This window comes from Devosia salina, assembly GCF_019504385.1.
GTDB lineage: Bacteria > Pseudomonadota > Alphaproteobacteria > Rhizobiales > Devosiaceae > Devosia > Devosia salina.
This window is the reverse complement of record NZ_CP080590.1, coordinates 3,511,408-3,528,973: the sequence shown is the minus strand read 5'-3', so window position 1 is coordinate 3,528,973 and position 17,566 is coordinate 3,511,408. Positions and strand designations below refer to the sequence as shown.

12 protein-coding genes and 2 tRNA genes are annotated in these 17,566 nt (G+C 65.1%); 7 read left to right on the top strand and 7 right to left on the bottom strand.

The features are described from left to right. Positions 1-2 precede the first annotated feature (2 nt). From gltB to K1X15_RS17290, 3 genes are all read right to left on the bottom strand, one after another. A complete protein-coding gene (gene gltB, locus K1X15_RS17300; RefSeq protein ID WP_220304830.1) occupies positions 3-4,733 on the bottom strand; it encodes a glutamate synthase large subunit in 4,731 nt (1,576 codons plus the stop codon). Positions 4,734-5,273: 540 nt separating this feature from the next. Next, positions 5,274-5,747 carry a DNA starvation/stationary phase protection protein Dps gene (gene dps / locus K1X15_RS17295; RefSeq protein WP_220304829.1) on the bottom strand — a complete coding sequence of 158 codons (474 nt, stop codon included), beginning with the start codon at positions 5,745-5,747 and terminating at the stop codon, positions 5,274-5,276. A 182-nt stretch (positions 5,748-5,929) separates the two neighbouring features. Continuing rightward, positions 5,930-6,385 carry an Hsp20 family protein gene (locus K1X15_RS17290; protein ID WP_220304828.1) on the bottom strand — a complete coding sequence of 152 codons (456 nt, stop codon included), beginning with the start codon at positions 6,383-6,385 and terminating at the stop codon, positions 5,930-5,932. 419 nt (positions 6,386-6,804) lie between these two features. Here K1X15_RS17290 and K1X15_RS17285 point away from each other — a divergent pair, with 419 nt between their 5' ends. Next, entirely contained in the window at positions 6,805-7,779 is a 975-nt protein-coding gene (locus K1X15_RS17285) for an alpha/beta fold hydrolase (RefSeq protein WP_220304827.1), read from the top strand. A 5-nt stretch (positions 7,780-7,784) separates the two neighbouring features. On the opposite strand, the gene K1X15_RS17280 is transcribed toward K1X15_RS17285, so the two are convergent. Together K1X15_RS17280 and K1X15_RS17275 are read right to left on the bottom strand one after the other, a co-directional pair. Continuing rightward, the gene (locus tag K1X15_RS17280; protein ID WP_220304826.1) at positions 7,785-8,579 is read right to left on the bottom strand and encodes an inositol monophosphatase family protein; all 795 of its coding nucleotides are present in this window, start codon (positions 8,577-8,579) and stop codon (positions 7,785-7,787) included. Between the two features lie 308 nt (positions 8,580-8,887). Then, the gene (locus tag K1X15_RS17275; protein ID WP_240549538.1) at positions 8,888-9,727 is read right to left on the bottom strand and encodes an N-formylglutamate amidohydrolase; all 840 of its coding nucleotides are present in this window, start codon (positions 9,725-9,727) and stop codon (positions 8,888-8,890) included. A gap of 325 nt (positions 9,728-10,052) precedes the next feature. On the opposite strand from K1X15_RS17275, the gene cpdR reads away from it, so the two are divergent. The 4 genes from cpdR (at position 10,053) to K1X15_RS17255 (ending at position 12,940) form a co-directional block, all read left to right on the top strand. Further along, positions 10,053-10,412: a cell cycle two-component system response regulator CpdR gene (gene cpdR, locus K1X15_RS17270; RefSeq protein ID WP_046105558.1), complete on the top strand. Its 360-nt coding sequence runs from the start codon at positions 10,053-10,055 to the stop codon at positions 10,410-10,412. Between the two features lie 292 nt (positions 10,413-10,704). Next, a tRNA-Val gene (locus K1X15_RS17265) sits at positions 10,705-10,779 on the top strand. A gap of 29 nt (positions 10,780-10,808) precedes the next feature. Further along, positions 10,809-10,883, top strand: a tRNA-Val gene (locus K1X15_RS17260). Between the two features lie 92 nt (positions 10,884-10,975). Next, on the top strand, positions 10,976-12,940 hold the full coding sequence (locus K1X15_RS17255) for a hybrid sensor histidine kinase/response regulator (protein ID WP_240549537.1): 1,965 nt from the start codon (positions 10,976-10,978) through the stop codon (positions 12,938-12,940). A 7-nt stretch (positions 12,941-12,947) separates the two neighbouring features. Here the strand turns inward: K1X15_RS17255 and K1X15_RS17250 are convergent, their stop codons facing one another. Continuing rightward, positions 12,948-13,562, bottom strand: coding sequence for a pyridoxamine 5'-phosphate oxidase family protein (locus K1X15_RS17250; RefSeq protein WP_220304823.1), 615 nt, complete (start codon positions 13,560-13,562; stop codon positions 12,948-12,950). Positions 13,563-13,664: 102 nt separating this feature from the next. Between K1X15_RS17250 and msrB the strand changes: the two genes are divergently transcribed. Further along, on the top strand, positions 13,665-14,069 hold the full coding sequence (gene msrB / locus K1X15_RS17245; RefSeq protein ID WP_220304822.1) for a peptide-methionine (R)-S-oxide reductase MsrB: 405 nt from the start codon (positions 13,665-13,667) through the stop codon (positions 14,067-14,069). Positions 14,070-14,100: 31 nt separating this feature from the next. Here msrB and hrpB read toward each other — a convergent pair whose 3' ends face one another. Then, a complete protein-coding gene (hrpB, locus tag K1X15_RS17240) occupies positions 14,101-16,545 on the bottom strand; it encodes an ATP-dependent helicase HrpB (protein WP_220304821.1) in 2,445 nt (814 codons plus the stop codon). A 147-nt stretch (positions 16,546-16,692) separates the two neighbouring features. Here hrpB and K1X15_RS17235 point away from each other — a divergent pair, with 147 nt between their 5' ends. Beyond that, positions 16,693-17,559 carry an aldose 1-epimerase family protein gene (locus tag K1X15_RS17235; protein WP_220304820.1) on the top strand — a complete coding sequence of 289 codons (867 nt, stop codon included), beginning with the start codon at positions 16,693-16,695 and terminating at the stop codon, positions 17,557-17,559. Positions 17,560-17,566: the final 7 nt, after the last annotated feature.

The window sequence follows — 17,566 nt, the reverse complement described above, 5'->3', positions numbered from 1 at the left end:
CCTTATTCTGCGGCTGCATGGGCGCCCGATGAGCGCTTCTTTTCCATCTCGAGGATGGCGCGGCGATATTCGACAGGCATGACCTTGACGAACTTGGCGCGCATCTCGGCCCAGTTTTCCAGGATCTGCTTGGCCCGGGTCGAACCGGTATAGTGCAGATGGTTGGAAATGAGCTGATGCAGACGCTCGTCATCGTGCTTGGTCATGTCGCCCGAAATGTCGACACGGCCATGCCATTCGAGGTCGCCGCCATGGTGGTGGAGCTTGCGCATGAGGTCTTCTTCCTCCTGCACCGGCTCAAGATCGACCATGGCGAGGTTGCAGCGCGAGCGGAAGGTTCCGTCCTCGTCCAGCACATAGGCCACGCCACCCGACATGCCGGCGGCGAAGTTGCGGCCGGTCTTGCCGATGACGACGACAAGGCCGCCGGTCATGTATTCGCAGCCATGGTCACCCGTGCCCTCGACCACGGCGATGGCGCCGGAGTTGCGGACAGCAAAGCGTTCCCCGGCCACGCCGCGGAAATAGCACTCACCGGCGACTGCGCCATAGAGCACGGTATTGCCCACGATGATCGAATCTTCCGGCACGATACCGATCGTGTCGGATGGCCGGACGACGATGCGGCCGCCCGAGAGGCCCTTGCCGACATAGTCGTTGGCGTCGCCGATCATGTCGATCGAGATGCCCTTGGCAAGGAAGGCACCAAAAGCCTGGCCGGCGGTGCCGCGCAGGGTGATGGAGATGGTGTCTTCGGGCAGGCCCGCATGACCATACTTCCTGGCCAATGCACCCGAGAGCATGGCGCCGGCCGAGCGGTCGCGGCTGCGAATGGGCAGCTCGATCTGCACGGGCGTGCCGTTTTCGAGGGCGGGTGCCGCCAGTTCGACCAGCTTGCGGTCGAGCACGGATTCTAGGTGATGGTTCTGGGTTTCCGAATGGAACAGCGTGTCACCGCCGAGCGGCTCGGGCTTGTAGAACACCTTGGAGAGGTCGAGCCCAAAGCTCTTCCAGTGATCGTCGGCCCGGCGCTGGTCGAGCAGGTCGGAGCGGCCGATCAGCTCGTCGAGCGTCTTGGCGCCGAGCGAGGCCATGAGGCCGCGCAGTTCTTCGGCGACGAAGAAGAAGTAGTTGATGACGTGTTCGGGCGTGCCCTTGAAGCGCTTGCGCAGCACCGGGTCCTGGGTGGCGACGCCAACCGGGCAGGTGTTGAGATGGCACTTGCGCATCATGATGCAGCCGGCCGCGATCAGTGGCGCGGTCGAGAAGCCGAATTCGTCGGCCCCGAGCAGGGCACCGATGAGAACGTCGCGGCCGGTCTTGAGACCGCCATCGACCTGGAGCCGCACGCGGGCCCGCAGGCGGTTCAGCACCAGCGTCTGATGGGTTTCGGCGAGGCCTATTTCCCACGGTCCGCCGGCATGCTTGAGTGAGGTCAGCGGGGACGCGCCGGTGCCGCCATCATAACCGGAAATGGTGATGTGGTCGGCGCGCGCCTTGGCAACGCCGGCCGCCACCGTGCCGACACCGACTTCGCTGACCAGCTTGACCGAGATATCGGCCTGCTCATTGACGTTCTTGAGATCGTAGATGAGCTGGGCGAGGTCTTCGATGGAATAGATGTCGTGGTGCGGGGGCGGCGAAATCAGGCCCACGCCCGGCGTCGAGTGACGGGTCTTGGCAACGATCCAGTCGACCTTGTGGCCAGGCAGCTGCCCGCCTTCGCCGGGCTTGGCACCCTGCGCGACCTTGATCTGGATCTGGTCGGAATTGACCAGATATTCGGTGGTGACGCCGAAGCGGCCCGACGCGACCTGCTTGATGGCCGAGCGCAAGGGGTTGCGCGACCCATCGGGCAGGGGCTTGTAGCGATCGGGCTCTTCGCCACCTTCACCGGTATTGGACTTGCCGCCAATGCGGTTCATGGCAATGGCCAGGGTCGTATGGGCCTCGCGGCTGATCGAGCCGAAGGACATGGCGCCGGTGACGAAGCGACGAACGATATTGGCGGCCGGCTCGACCTCGTCGAGCGCGATGGGCGCGCCAAGCGGCTTGATGTCGAACAGGTGCCGGATGGCGAGATAGCCGTTCTCGCCGGCGTTCACGCGCGATGCAAAGCTGTCATAGCGCTCCTGGGCGGTTTCCGGGCTTTCCTCGGCAGTGCGGACGGCATGCTGCAGGTCGGCCACCACATCGGGGCTCCAGGCGTGCTTTTCGCCGCGAATGCGGTAGGCATATTCGCCACCGACATCGAGCGCCTTGCGCAGGACGGCGTCGCCGCCAAAGGCGTCTTGGTGGCGCCGGACGGTTTCCTCGGACACTTCGGCGAGACCGACGCCTTCGATCGAGGTCGCGGTGCCGAAGAAATACTTCTTCACAAATTCTGAGTTGAGCCCGATGGCGTCGAAAATCTGCGCGCCGCAATAGGACTGGTAGGTCGAAATGCCCATCTTGGACATGACCTTGAGGAGGCCCTTACCGACGCTCTTGATGTAGCGATAGACCACTTCATCGGCCGAGACTTCAGGCGGATATTCGCCTTCGGCATGGAGGGCCGCCAGCGCCTCGAAGGCGAGATAGGGGTTGATCGCCTCGGCGCCATAGCCGGCGAGCATGGCGAAATGGTGCATTTCGCGGGCTTCGCCGGTCTCGACCACCAGACCCGAGGAGGTGCGCAGACCCTTGCGGATCAGGTGGTGATGCACGGCCGCCGTCGCCAGCAGTGCCGGAATGGCAATGCGGTCGGCTGCGACCAGACGGTCGGAGAGGATGATGATGTTGTATTCACCGCGCACCGCCTCTTCGGCAATGGCGCAGATGTCCTCGAGGGCGGCTTCCATGCCGGCGGCGCCCTTGTCGGCCATATAGGTGATGTCGATGGTCTTGGTCTTGAACTGGTTGTCGCGCATGTCACCGATGGCGCGGATCTTTTCGAGATCCTCGTTGGTGAGAATGGGCTGACGCACTTCGAGACGCTTTTCGCGCGAAGAGCCTTCGAGATCGAGAATGTTGGGGCGCGGGCCGATGAAGCTGACCAGCGACATGACCGATTCCTCGCGGATCGGGTCGATGGGCGGGTTGGTGACCTGCGCGAAGTTCTGCTTGAAATAGGTGTAGAGGAGCTTCGACTTGTTCGAGAGCGCCGAAATGGGCGTGTCCGTGCCCATCGAGCCCACGGCCTCCTGGCCGGTGGTGGCCATGGGCGCCATCAGGAGCTTGATGTCTTCCTGGGTGTAGCCAAAGGCCTGCATGCGGTCGAGCAGGCTCTCCGAGCTCTTGGGCGCCTGCGGCTCGGTGGCCGGCAGGTCCTCGAGCACGATCTGGCTGCGGGCGAGCCATTCGGCATAGGGGTTCTTGGTGGCGAGGGCCTTCTTCACTTCCTCGTCGGAAATGATGCGGCCTTCCTCAAGGTCGATCAGCAGCATGCGGCCGGGCTGCAGGCGCCAGCGCTCGACGATGTCCTCATCGGGAATATCGAGCACGCCCGATTCCGAGGCGAGGACCACATGGCCTTCGCGAGTCACCAGATAGCGGGCCGGGCGCAGGCCGTTGCGGTCGAGCGTGGCCACGACGTAGCGGCCGTCGGAGAGCGACATGGCGGCCGGACCGTCCCAGGGCTCCATGAGGGCGGCGTGATATTCGTAGAAGGCGCGGCGCTCTTCATCCATCAGCGGGTTGCCGGCCCAGGCTTCCGGGATCAGCATCATGGCCGCATGGGGCAGCGCATAGCCGCCGCGCACGAGGAATTCGAGCGCGTTGTCGAAGCAGGCCGTGTCCGACTGGCCTTCATAGGAGATCGGCCAGATCTTGGTGATGTCGTCGCCGAACTTGGGCGAGGAGACCGAAGCCTGGCGGGCGGCCATCCAGTTGACGTTGCCGCGAATGGTGTTGATCTCACCATTGTGGGTGGTCATGCGATAGGGATGGGCCAGCTTCCAGGAGGGGAAGGTGTTGGTCGAGAAGCGCTGGTGCACCAGGGCAATGGCGCTTTCGAAATCGGGGTCGGACAGGTCGGTATAGAAAGCGCCCAGCTGATAGGCCAGGAACATGCCCTTGTAGACCAGGGTGCGGGCGGACATGGAGACGACATAGAAACCATTGTCGCTGTCGCTTTCCGGCACCGCCTTGTAGACGGTGTTGGAAATGACCTTGCGCACGATCAGCAGCTTGCGCTCGAATTCATCGAGCGTCAGGCCGTCGGGGCGCGCGATAACCATCTGCTCGATGATCGGCTGGGTGGCGATGACGCCTTCGGAGAGCCTGGAATTGTCGAAGGGCACGACGCGCTCGCCCAGCAGCGAGAGACCTTCCTGTTCGAGGCACTTGCGCACCAGCGTGGCACAACGATCGCGCAGGGCGGTGTCGTTGGGATAGAAGATCATCGCCACGGCATAGGCGTGCTTTTCGGGCAGGGCGAAGGGCAGGACCTTCTTGAAGAAGGCATGCGGGGTCTGCACCAGGATGCCGGCGCCATCGCCCATCAGCGGGTCGGCACCCACGGCGCCGCGGTGTTCGAGGTTCTCGAGGATTTCGAGACCCTTCTGCACCACTTCATGGCTGGGCTTGTTCTTGATGTTGGCGATCATGCCGATGCCGCAGGCATCGTGCTCCTGCGCCGGATCGTAGAGACCCTGGGCTGCGGGGCGACCTTCGACGCGCTTGCCGTCGAGAATCAGGGTTTTGCGATTGGCTTGTTCCGTCTGGGCGGGAATTCCGGTCCGTACGTTTGCCATGGCTCAACCTCGTTCTGTTCGGCCCGCTCGTCGGGCTGTTGCTCTATTCGCGCATCCTGGTGTTGCCGGTGTGCCGGCGGGGCGGATGCATGCTTACCTCTCGGGGCGCAGTGTTCAGCCGGGTCGTACTACACAGTACGGCTCGAATGAGCAACTTCGCGTCCATGCGTGGGGAGCGGCACTGCATCCAAATGGCCGCTCATAATTCGAGCTTGGGTCAAGCGTCCTTCCAAAGGAAGTCCTGTCAACCGCTGTTAGCTCCGCCTGTCCGTTTCCGTTATCGACTAACGGGCCAGCCGGACCAGCGTGCGCCGCTTGCCGCGGAGAGCGGGGCGATGCGTCAGATAGGACAGACATGCTGCCCTAACGACGGCACATTTGCACAATTCAAAACGGGGGGCAAGCGGTTTTGCCGCGGTTCGGACACAAAAAATAGGACTTGCCGCAAAAAACGATAGGAAACTGTAGGAAATTGGCCCCGAAAATGCGTGGGGCGCCCCGGTGGAGCGCCCCATTTGCTGACCGGACGGTCAAAAAGTCCTATTCAAGATGCGATTTGATGAACCAAAGGTTCTTGTCGAGGTCGCGCGAGAACGCCGTCAGGATGTCGGCCGTGTCGGCGTCGCCCGCCTCGTCGGTGGCGTCGATGTCTTCGCGCACCTGGTTGGCCAGCTTGCCGAAGCGCTCTGCGAGTGCGGCCAGATGGTCGGGCACCTTCTTGATATCGGTGGGATAGGCCGAAAGGCTGGTGGCCTTGGCAACGACCTGGCTGGTGCCGAGCGGGGTGCCATCAAGCTGGGCAATGCGCTCGGCAATGACGTCGACGTGGGTGTCGATGCTGGCGCGCATGGGATCGAGCATTTCATGCACGGCGATGAAATTGGGACCCTTGAGGTTCCAGTGGGCCTGCTTGGTGATGAGCGCAAGATCAATGCTGTCGGCAAGGCGCGCGTTAAGCACGTCGATTACCGCAGATTTCGCATTGGCCTTGAGATCGATGGATGGGGTTTTCATCGGGAAACTTCCTGACGCTGGTTGATGGGGCGGGCGCTTGGGCCTGTGCCTGATCAACTTTCTGACGCGCGGAGGGGTTCCATTGGACCGGTCGGCACGGCCGAGACATGGCGGCCTGGTGTGGGTCAAAAAGAACGCGGCCCCAGTGGGGCCGCGCGGAATTGCGTCGAGACTGCGGTGACTTAGTTGACCGATTTGTCCTCGATGGTGGCGGTGCCGCCATTGACGGGGATGGTGCGGGCCTTCTTGCTCTCGGGCAGCTCGCGCTTCAGTTCGAGATGCAGGAGGCCGTTTTCGAGCGTGGCACCCTGAACCTCGACGTAGTCAGCGAGCTGGAAGCGCAGCTCAAAGGCGCGCTCGGCAATGCCGCGATGGAGGAATTCCCTTTTGCTGTCAGCAGCTTCGGCTGGCTTGGCGCCCTTGACGACGAGGCTGTTTTCCTTGGTTTCGACGGCGATGTCGCCATTGGAGAAGCCGGCGACCGCGATCGAGATGCGATAGGCGTCGTCGCCGGTGCGCTCGATATTGTAGGGCGGGTAGGTCTTGGCTTCCTGGGCGCCCAGCGAATCGAGGCGGTTGAACAGCCGGTCAAAGCCGACGGTGGAGCGATAAAAGGGCGAGAAATCAATGGTCTGCATGGTCACATTCTCCGATTGAGCAACGTGGTTGATGGTCGACCGGTGCCTGCTGGAAGCGCTCCCTGATGCGGCGAGCGACCTGCCGGGGCAGGGCCGGTGTCCCCGGATATCCGGCGGACAGCATTGATGTAGGTGGGCCTGTTCCGGGTTCAAGAGGGGGCCAGGACTGCGTTGATGAACGGAACATGAATGGCGCGCTCCGCCCCCGTTCAGATGCGGGGGACTAGAACGGGGCATGTGGACGCGGCCGGAATGATCCGGTTCGGGAGTTCACGTCCTGACGGTTCCATCAACCCGCCCCCCGCATGGAGCCGCGCAGACCTGAAAAGCCAGCAGCCAACCCGGTTGCTGGCTTTTCTTTCTTCATCTCCCGCCATTATGGTCGCGCCATGTAATTGCGCATCGCGTGAGGCTTCGTCTTGACCGCCCAGATCGACCCCAATGGCCCCAGGCTGGTTTCCATTCCCACCAATCCGGTCCCCGAAGGCGCGCGGGTCGGGTTCTTCACCACCGCGGACAAGGTGCGCCTGCGCTATGCGCTGTGGCCGAAATCGGAAGGTCCGCAGCGCGGCACGGTGTGCCTGGTGCAGGGGCGCACCGAATATATCGAGAAATATTTCGAGACCATCGCCGACTTCCGGCGACGCGGCTTTGCGGTGGCGACCTTCGACTGGCGCGGCCAGGGCGGCTCGGACCGGCTGATCGGGGACCGGACCGTGGGCTATGTGGACCGGTTCGAGGATTATTGGACCGACCTCAAGAGCTTCCACGCCGATATCCTGCTGCCCGATTGTCCCGGGCCATTTTACCTGGTGGGTCATTCCATGGGCGGGCTGGCGAGCCTGATGGCGGCGACGCGCGACCGCATGATGTTCGACCGGGTGTTCCTCTCGGCGCCCATGGTGGGGCTGCATGGCATGGATGAGAGCCTGCCCCGCTGGGCGGCGATCGCCGAGACGGCGAGTTTCCTCGGGCTGGGCAGGGTGCCGCTCAAGCGCAAGGGCGACCGGCGGCCCGACGAGTCCATGTATCCAAACAACCCCCTGACCTCGGACATGCTGCGCTACAAGCGCATGGTGGAAACGGTGCGGGCCGATGACAGTCTCTATATCGGCTCGCCGAGTTTCCGCTGGCTGGCGGCGGCGATGCGCGCCATGCTGGAGACGCGACAGGACCGTTTTCCCGGCGAGATCCGCATTCCGCTCTTGATCCTGGCGGCGGCGCGCGAACAGATCGTCTCCACCCCGGCCATCGAGCAATTGGGGCTGCGCCTGCGCACCGGGCGGCACATGGTGATCGCCGGGTCGCGGCACGAAATGTTCATGGAGAACGACAACGTGCGCGGCCAGGTGTTCGCCGCCTTCGATGCCTTCATCACCCAGCAGAGCAGCTAGGGCGACTAGGCCCTGTTGACGACGTCCAGCGCCTGTTCCAGCAGTTCAGGGGTCGCGGCGGCGATGACATTGCCACCACCAGAGGGTTCGGAGCCGTCCCAGCAGGCAATGGCGCCGCCGGCCTCGCGGATGATGGGCACCAATGCGGCGATGTCATAGGTGTTGAGATAGGGCTCGATCACCAGATCGGCCTGACCGGCGGCGAGAAGCGCATAGCCATAACAATCCATGCCGAAGCGCTGCAGGCGCGTAATGGTCTCGATGGCCTGCCACTTGTTCCAGTGTTCGCCCTTGAACAAGTTCGGCGTGGTGGTGAAGACCCGTGCTGCTGTCAGATCGGTTTCGCCGCTGGTTCGGTTGGCGATGTGCTGGTCGCCGCGACGATAGGTCGAGCGGCCCGGGACAGCCAGGAATTCCTCGCCGATGAAGGGCTGGCTCATGAGCCCGGCCACGGCCACCCCATCCACGGCAAAACCGATCAAGGTGCCCCAGACCGGCGCACCCGAGATGAAGGCTCGGGTGCCATCGACCGGGTCAATGATCCAGGAGAAGCGGCTCTCGCCGGTGGCGCCCCATTCCTCGCCAATGATGGCATGATCGGGAAAGGCCTCGGCGATGACGGCGCGAATGGCCGTCTCGGCGCCCTTGTCGGCTTCGGTCACCGGGTCGAAGCCGGCGTGCAGCTTGTTGTCGATGGCGAGCGGGGTGCGGAACAGGGGCAATGTCAGCCGTGCCGCGGCCTCTCCGGCAGCGCGCAGGGTGTCTTCCACCAGGGAAAAGTCAATCTCGGAGGCGCTCATGAGGTGTCTTTCGAGGCAAGGTGCTGAAGTCACGGCAAATAATTCAAGTTCACGAGAAGTTGAAGGGCAAAATCGCGCGACAATGAAAGGACAATGCTGTGACTGTTCTGATTCATTTTTGCAACAAGACCGGTTTGATCTGCTGTGGGCAATGTTGTTCGCGCTTGTCGCGGGGCGAAAATAGGATCATCCCGAAAGGGCATGGTGCGTCACCGGGCACAGATCGCAGGTCGCGATGGCCGCGCCCGGTGGACATCGTTCCTCCCTTGACTGGGGCCGCCTTTGGGGGCGGCCCCCTTGTTTTTGGATTATTCGGCGGCCGCCTGCTCCGGCGCGGGATTGACGCCGGCCAGGGCCACGAGGTCGAGGCCGATCAGGGTGAGGATCAGGCGTTCGATCAGGCCCTTGATGCTGTCAAAGCCGGCATTCTTTTCCAGCGTTACCTCGTTCATGTAGAGGTGGCGGCTGATCTCGATCTGCAGGGCGTGGACGCCATGCTGGGGGCGGCCATAGGCGCGGGTGCAGAAGCCCCCGGCATAGGGCCGGTTGCGGGCCACCTTGAGGCCGGCCGAGGCAAAGACGGTTTCCACCAGATCGACCAGCGGGGAAGCGCAGGTGGTGCCGTAGCGGTCGCCCAGAACGATATCGGGCGTGGCGCGCTCGCCATGGCGCCCCAGGCGCGGCATGGAATGGCAGTCGATCAGCACGGCCAGGCCGAAATTGGCGACGGATTCGCTGAGCAGCTTCTGCAGGGCCGCATGGTAGGGGTGGTAGATGCCCTCGATGCGCATGCGCGCATCGTCCAGGGTCAGCCGCTCGCGATAGATGGGCTTGTTCTCGGCCACGACACGCGCCAGCGTGCCCAGGCCCGCCGCAACGCGGGGCGAGGTGGTGTTGAACCGGTCCGAGAGCGGCTCGACGAACATGGTGGGGTCGAGTTCCCAGGGCTCGCGATTGACGTCGAGATAGGCGCGGGGGAAATGCGCCCGCAGCAGCGGCGCGCCCAGATGCGGCGCGCGGGCAAAGAGCTCATCGACAAAGGCATCTTCGGACTGGCGGATCGAGAGATGGTCGAGCCGGGCCATGGCCAGGAACCGGGCCGGATAGACACGCCCGGAATGGGGCGAGTTGAAAACCACGGGCGCCACGAGCCGCCGGGGACGTATAGTTTCGAATGCCGGTTGATCCCAATAGTCGGACCGCACGCAGGTTCCCCCAAACCAGCGATTATCGTGTCGCTGGCAGTGATTGTTGAGCTTATGCCCGGGTCGAGCCCGAAGCCGCGAAGCAGTTCCGGGCGCCCGATGCACAAGTGTGGCGCGTGGCGAACCGAATGTCCAGAATGTCGCACAAACGCGAACAGCGCGGAAAACCGGCCCGAATGGTCAGCTAGAGGTTGCGAAAGCGGCAGGGTGGCATAAACATCGGCGCAAACACCGACTCAGCCGCCGGCATTGCCCAAGGGGTTATTTGATGAAGCGAATCCTGCTCGCCGAAGACGACAACGACATGCGCCAGTTCCTGACACGGGCGCTCAAGAACGCCGGCTATGAGGTGGTGTCGTTCGACAACGGGCTTTCGGCCTATGAGCGCCTGCGCGAGGAACCGTTCTCGCTGCTGCTTTCGGACATCGTGATGCCGGAAATGGACGGGATCGAACTGGCGCGCCGCGCCACCGAACTGGACCCCGACCTCAAGGTCATGTTCATCACCGGCTTTGCGGCAGTGGCGCTGAACCCGGACAGCGACGCGCCCAAGGATGCCTCGGTGCTCTCCAAGCCGTTCCATCTCAAGGACCTCGTCAACGAGGTCGAGCGGCTGCTGGCCGCCTAGGAAACCCTGCTGCGGCGGCCATCTGACGAGCATTTCTGCGCTTCCGGTGCTCACGTACTCATGTACGCTCCGCCAAAGCCCTGCGAGCGCAGCTCTGCGGGCGTTCTTACTGGAAAATGTCCACTGGACATTTTCCTTGCGCGCGAACTTCTCAAAATACCCGCCAGCTGACTCGCCGCAGCGAATTTCCACAGAGTTCCAACTCTGCGGTTTTGGCTCTTGACCACGCGTGAGGATTTGTGGTCTATCCGCGCCACCGGAGACGCCCCAGGGCGTTCCGTCCCGGAGAGATGGGCGTGTAGCTCAGCGGGAGAGCACTACGTTGACATCGTAGGGGTCACAAGTTCGATCCTTGTCACGCCCACCATCTCTCTTTCTTCCCTGCCCCCAGGCAGCGGGTGCGTAGCTCAGCGGGAGAGCACTGCCTTCACACGGCAGGGGTCACAGGTTCAATCCCTGTCGCACCCACCATTTCTCCAAATTTCACAAAGATTTGAGCGCTGGTGCAACCATTGCGCCTGCGCGCCGTTTGCCGTGCTGGGGAAGTCTGCGCGGTTAGCCGAATGAGTATCCATGAGACCGGCCAAGGGCCCGATATGCCGAGCGAGGACGCGCGGTTCCGGCTGCTGGTGAACTCCATCACCGATTATGCGATCTACATGCTGGACCGCGACGGAGTGATAACGACCTGGAACCGCGGTGCGGAACGCATCAAGGGCTATACCGCCGATGAGATCGTCGGGCGGCATTTCTCCACCTTCTATACTGAAGAAGACCGGGCAGCGGGATTGCCGGAACGGGCGCTGGCCAATGCGGCGCGGGAGGGTCGTTTCGAGGCCGAAGGCTGGCGCCTGCGCAAGGATGGCAGCCGGTTCTGGACCAATGTGGTGATCGACGCGATCCGCGACGCCGAGGGCCAGGTGATCGGCTTTGCCAAGATCACCCGCGACCTGACGGAGCGGAAAAAGGCGCAGATGGCGCTGGCCGCCAGCGAGGAACAGTTCCGCCGGCTGGTGCTCAATGTCACCGACTATGCCATCTTCATGCTCGACGCCAATGGCATCGTGTCGAGCTGGAACCTGGGGGCGGAACGCATCAAGGGCTATGCGGCCGAGGAAATCATCGGCCAGCATTTTTCCCAATTCTACCCGGAAGCGGAGCGGGCGCGGGGGACCCCCGAGGCGGGGCTCGAAACGGCGCGGCGCGAGGGGCATTTCCAGGCCGAGGGCTGGCGGGTGCGCAGGGATGGCTCGCAGTTCTGGGCGAGCGTGGTGATCGACGCCATTCATGACGAGGCCGGCGCGGTGATCGGCTTTGCCAAGATCACCCGCGACGTGACTGAGCGCATGGAACAGCAGAAGCGGCTGGACCAGGCGCGCGAGGAGCTGTTCCAGGCCCAGAAGCTGGAGGCGATCGGCCAGTTGACCGGCGGGGTGGCGCACGATTTCAACAATCTGCTCATGGTGGTGCTGGGGAGCCTCGAAACCCTGGGCCGGCGGCTGACGCTGGACGAGCGCGAAGCGCGGCTATTGGACAATGCGCTGCAGGCGGCGCAGCGCGGGGCGCAGCTGACCCAGCGCATGCTGGCCTTTGCCCGCAAGCAGGAGCTGGAGCAGAAGGAAGTGGACCTGCCCGAACTGGTGCGCGGCATGAGCGGACTGCTCGGCCGGACGCTTGGGCCCTCGATCCAGATCGAGACACGGTTCCCTCTGGCGCTGCCGCATGCATGGGCCGACGCCAACCAGATCGATTCAGCGCTGCTCAACCTGGCGGTCAATGCCCGCGATGCCATGCCCGAGGGCGGCACGCTGGTGATCGCGGCCCACGCGGCCGAGATTGGCCAGGGCGATCCGCAATTGGCGCCGGGGCGCTATGTGGTGCTGGCGGTCGATGACAGTGGCGAGGGCATGGATGCCGCAACCCTGGCCCGCGCCACCGACCCGTTCTTCACCACCAAGGGGGTGGGCAAGGGGACGGGGCTGGGTCTCTCGATGGTGCAGGGCATTGCCGAGCAATCCGGCGGCCGGCTCCGGATCGAAAGCCAGAAGGGACAGGGGACGCGTGTCGAAATCTGGCTCAGGGCGGTGGCGGAAAAGGCCGAGGATGTCGCCGCGCCGGCGCCATTGCCTGCGGCCGGGGAGAGCGGGCCGATGCGGCGGCTCAAGGTGCTGGCGGTGGATGACGACGCGCTTGTGCTGCTCAATACCGTGATGATGCTGGAGGAGCTGGGGCACGCCGTGGTGGAGGCGCATTCGGGGCAAAAGGCACTCGAGGCGCTGGCGGCGGCGACGGATTTCGACCTGGTGATCACCGACCAGGCCATGCCGCGCATGACCGGCATGGCATTGGCCGAGGAGATTGCGGCGCGCTGGCCGGGCCTGCCGGTGATCCTGGCCAGCGGCTATGCCGAAATCGAGGAGGCCAGGGCGCTCAAGCTGCCGCGGCTGGCCAAGCCCTTCGGACAGGCGGAACTGGCGCGGATGCTGCGCCGGGTCTGCGAGGGCGCGGGGCTGGTGCACCCGGCGTGACCGGGGCTCACCACATGGTCTGCTTCGCCCGCTCGGGCCAGGCCTGGTCATAAGCCTCGCCGCCGACCTGGTTCTGGGTCATGGCCGCCAGCATCTGGCCGGGCGTGGGGAGCGTCGCCGGATCGACATGGCGTTCCGGGTTCCACAATTCGGAGCGGATGATTGCCCGGGCGCACTGGAAATAGAGCTCGTCGATGGCAAGCACGATGACGGAGCGCGGCGCCTTGTCGTCCACGGCGAAGCTCGCGAGCAGGTCGGGATCGATGGAGAGGTGGGCGCGGCCATTGACGCGCAGCGTGGTGCCCGAGCCGGGAATGAGGAAGAGGAAGGCGCAGCGCGGATCGCGCACGATATTGCGCAGGCTGTCGATGCGGTTATTGCCGCGCCGGTCGGGCATCATCAGCGTCTTTTCGTCATGGATGCGCACAAAGCCCGGCCGGTCGCCGCGGGGCGAGCAGTCCACGCCCTCCGGGCCGATTGTGGCCAGGGCCACGAAGGGGCTGGCCTCGATCAGAAGCCGATAGTCCGGCGTCATGGCGCGGGCAACCTTGACGGTGGAGGCGGCGACAGGGGCGGGCTGGTAGAGCGCTTCGAGCTGGGCGAGCGAGGCAATGGTGGTCATGTTGAGGTCACGGGGGCGCGAGGGAATGAACGAATTGTGGGAAACAGACGTAACTAAGCCTATATGATCGGCGAATGACAGGCCGACGAAAGGAGCACCGACATGGACGCCCATGCTTTTCCCGTGACCCGGACCGATGCCGAATGGCGCGAACGCCTGACGGAAGAACAATATTACATCATGCGCCAGCATGGCACCGAGCGGCCGGGGAGCTGCGCCCTGCTGCATGAAAAGCGGCCGGGGACCTTTTCCTGCGCCGGATGCGAAACGCCGCTCTTTGCCGCGTCGCTGAAATTCGAGAGCGGCACCGGCTGGCCCAGCTTCAACGATCCCATCCCCGGTTCGGTGGAGACCACGACGGACCGCTCGCACGGTATGGTGCGCACGGAGGTGCATTGCGCCACCTGCGGCAGCCATCTGGGGCATGTGTTCCCGGACGGGCCGCCGCCGACCGGGCTGCGCTATTGTATCAATGGCGTGGCGCTGAATTTCGAACCCAACGCTTAGGCAAAGCCCCGGATGAAAATCCGGGGCTTTTTCATGTGCCGCGGGGCTTGGCGCGGCTGGTGGCGGGGGCGGCGATGGGGTCGTCGGGCCAGGGGTGGCGCGGGTAGCGGCCCTTGAGATCCTTCATCACATCCTTCCAGGAGCCGCGCCAGAAACCGGGCAGGTCGCGCGTGGTCTGGATAGGCCGGTGGGCGGGGGAGAGCAGGACCAGGAGCAGCGGCACCTTGCCATTGGCGATGGTCGGATGGCGGTCGAGGCCGAACAGTTCCTGCACGCGGATTTCCAGCGCCGGGCCATTTTCGGCACCATAGTCGATGGGCAGGTGACTGCCCGAGGGCGCGTGGAAGTGGCTGGGGAGGAGCTTGTCGATCTCCTGGCGTCGGGCCCAGGGGAGAAGCGTTTCGAGGGCGGCGCCGAGATGCTCGGCATTGATGGCGGCGAGGCGGGTTTCACCAACGAGATGCGGGGCGAGCCAGGCGGGGTCGGCGGCCAGGGCGGCGTCGCTGAGGTCCGGCCAGTCGTTGCCAAGGGTCTGGTGGAGGAAGGTGGCGCGGGCGCGCAGGGCCTTCTGGTCGCGGCTCCAGGGCAGGGTTTCCGGACGCTTCAACGCCGCTTCGGCCAAGAGGCATGCGGCGGTCTCGAGATCGGTGACCGGCGCGGTGTCGTCGGCCAGGCGCAGGGCGTCGAGGCGGCGCTGGCGCCGGGCGCGGACGGAGCCGGTGGCGGCGTCGAAGGCCAGAATGGTTTCAGCGGTGATGTGGCCAGCGAACAGGGTCTCAAGCTCGGACGGGTCGAGCGCCGCGGCCGAGCGGATGCGGCCCTGGGTGGCGCTGCCGGTCAGATCGGCGACGACAAGGAAGGGCGCCGCGGCAAGGGCATGGGTCTCGTCCAGCTGCGCCTGGCGGCCATTGGCGAGACGGAAGCGGCCGCGTGGCCCGGCGGGCTGGGCGACGCGATCGGGGAAGGCGCGGGCCAGATGGTGGCCGGGGGAGAGATTCTCGTTCGACATGCCGCCGGCGAGCCTGGCCCAGCGCTTGGCCATGGCCCGGGCATCCTCGGCGCGTTTGCCGCGATCGGCGCGGAAGCGCTCGAGACGGCGGCCGAGATCGATGTCGTCACCACCGAGACCGTGCTCGCCGATGAGGACGGCCAGTTCGGCGGCGGTGCGGGCATCGCCCTGCTCGGCGCCGGCCACCACCATATGGGCCAGCCTTGGGTGCAGCGGCAGATTGGCGAGTGCCTTGCCTGCAGGCGTGAGCAGGCCGGCGGCGTCGATGGCGTCAAGCCGGGTGAGCAGGGCCCTCGCTTCGGCCCAGGCCGGGGCGGGCGGGGGATCGAGAAAGCTGAGGCGCGCCGGATCGGTGACGCCCCACGCGGCGAGGTCGAGCAGCAGGCCGGAGAGATCGGCGGCCAGAATTTCTGGCGTATCGAAGGGATCGAGCGCCGCGGTCTGGCCGGCATTCCACAGGCGGATGCAGACGCCGGGGCTGGTGCGGCCGGCGCGGCCGCGCCGCTGATCGGCCCCGGCGCGGGAGACACGGCGGGTGGCGAGCGTGGTCATGCCGGTGGATGGTTCATAGACGGGCACGCGGCGGAAGCCGGAATCCACGACGATGCGGACGCCCTCGATGGTGAGCGAGGTTTCGGCAATGGAGGTCGCCAGCACCACCTTGCGACGACCTTCGGGCGCAGGCTGGATGGCGCGATCCTGTTCGGCGGGGGAAAGCTGACCATAGAGCGGGGCGAGATCGGTATCGGCAGGCAGGCGGGCGGCAAGGCGCTCGGCCACGCGGGTGATCTCGCCCTGGCCGGGCAGGAAGACGAGGGCCGAGCCCGGATGCTCGCGCAGGGCCTTCAGCGTGGCCGAGGCGACCTGGTCTTCGAGGCGCTGCAGCGGATCGGGCTCGGCATGAAAAGTCTCGACCGGGAAGGTGCGGCCGGGACTGTCGATGACCGGGCAATCATCGAGAAGCGAGGCAACAGCGGCCCCGTCGATGGTTGCCGACATGACCAGCAGCCTGAGATCGGGCCTGAGGGCGCGGGCGTCCAGGGTCAGGGCAAGGCCGAGATCGGCATCGAGGCTGCGCTCGTGAAACTCGTCGAAGAGGACGGCGGCGATGCCGGCGAGTTCGGGGTCGTCCAGCAGCATGCGGGTATAGACGCCCTCGGTGACCACCTCGATGCGGGTCCTGGCGGAAACCTTGCTCTCCATGCGGACACGGTAGCCGACGGTCTGGCCGACATCCTCCCCGAGGAGCCTGGCCATCTGCCGGGCGGCGGCGCGAGCGGCCAGGCGCCGCGGCTCAAGCATGATGATACGGCCATCGCCGCGCCAGGGCGCATCGAGCAGCGCCAAGGGCACGCGCGTGGTCTTGCCGGCGCCGGGCTGGGCCACGAGCACGGCGCTGGTGCCGGTGCGAAGCGCATCGGCAAGAGCCGGCAGGGCCGTATCGATGGGAAGGGGCGGCAGCGACATGGCTTGGCGATAGCCCTGCCCGGCGCGTCCCGCAAGGGCCGTGTGAGTCCCTTCAGGACTTGTTCACCGCGGGCGTACTTGTGGGTTCTCCTTTGTGATGGAAGGGGTTAGTGTGCGCGCCGACGCAGGATCGGCCCGGAGTGGCGCATGCAATTGACCCGTATCGCCAACGACCAGATCACGGTCGATGTCGCCGCGCTCGGCGCAGAAATGCAGTCGATCCAGACGCGGGATGGGCGCCATTGGCTCTGGCATGGCGACGCCAGCTATTGGACCGGGCGGTCGCCGGTACTGTTTCCGATCGTGGGCAAGGCGCCCAATGACACGGTGAGCGTGGAGGGCGAACGCTTCCAGATGAGCCAGCACGGCTTTGCGCGGCGCAGCAATTTCGAGCTGGTGGTCGAGGAGAGTGACCGCTGCGTCTATCGGCTGACGGCCTCCGAAGCGAGCCGGGCCATGTATCCGTTCGCGTTCCAGCTCGATGTGGAGCATCGCGTCGAGGGGCGCGCTGTGGTCGTGACGGCGACGGTCAGCAATCGCGACAAGCGTATCATGCCGTTCGGGATCGGCTTTCATCCCGCCTTTGCCTGGCCCCTGCCGGGCGCGGAAGGGCAATCGCATGAGGTCGCGCTCGACGAGGGCGGCGCGCCGGCGCTGCATCGTCTTTCCGGGGGACTGGTGGAGCCCACGGCCCTGCCGTCGCCCTTCGAGGAAGGGCGGCTGGTGCTCAACCACGACCTGTTCAAGGCCGATGCCATGCTGTTTCCCGAGGGCGCGGGCGCCGGGCTGCGCTATGGACCGGCAGCGGGACCGAGCGTGCATTTCACCTGGGAAAACCTGCCCAATTTTGCGCTCTGGACCAAGCCGGGTGCCGGGTTCATCTGTCTCGAACCCTGGCATGGGACGGCAGCGGAAGTGGGCGGCTCGGAGGAGCTGGCGGAACGGCCATATTCGGAGCTGCTGGGGCCGGGGGCGGTGGCGCGGTATGCGTTCCGGGCGGAACTCAGGGGGTAGGCCGAGG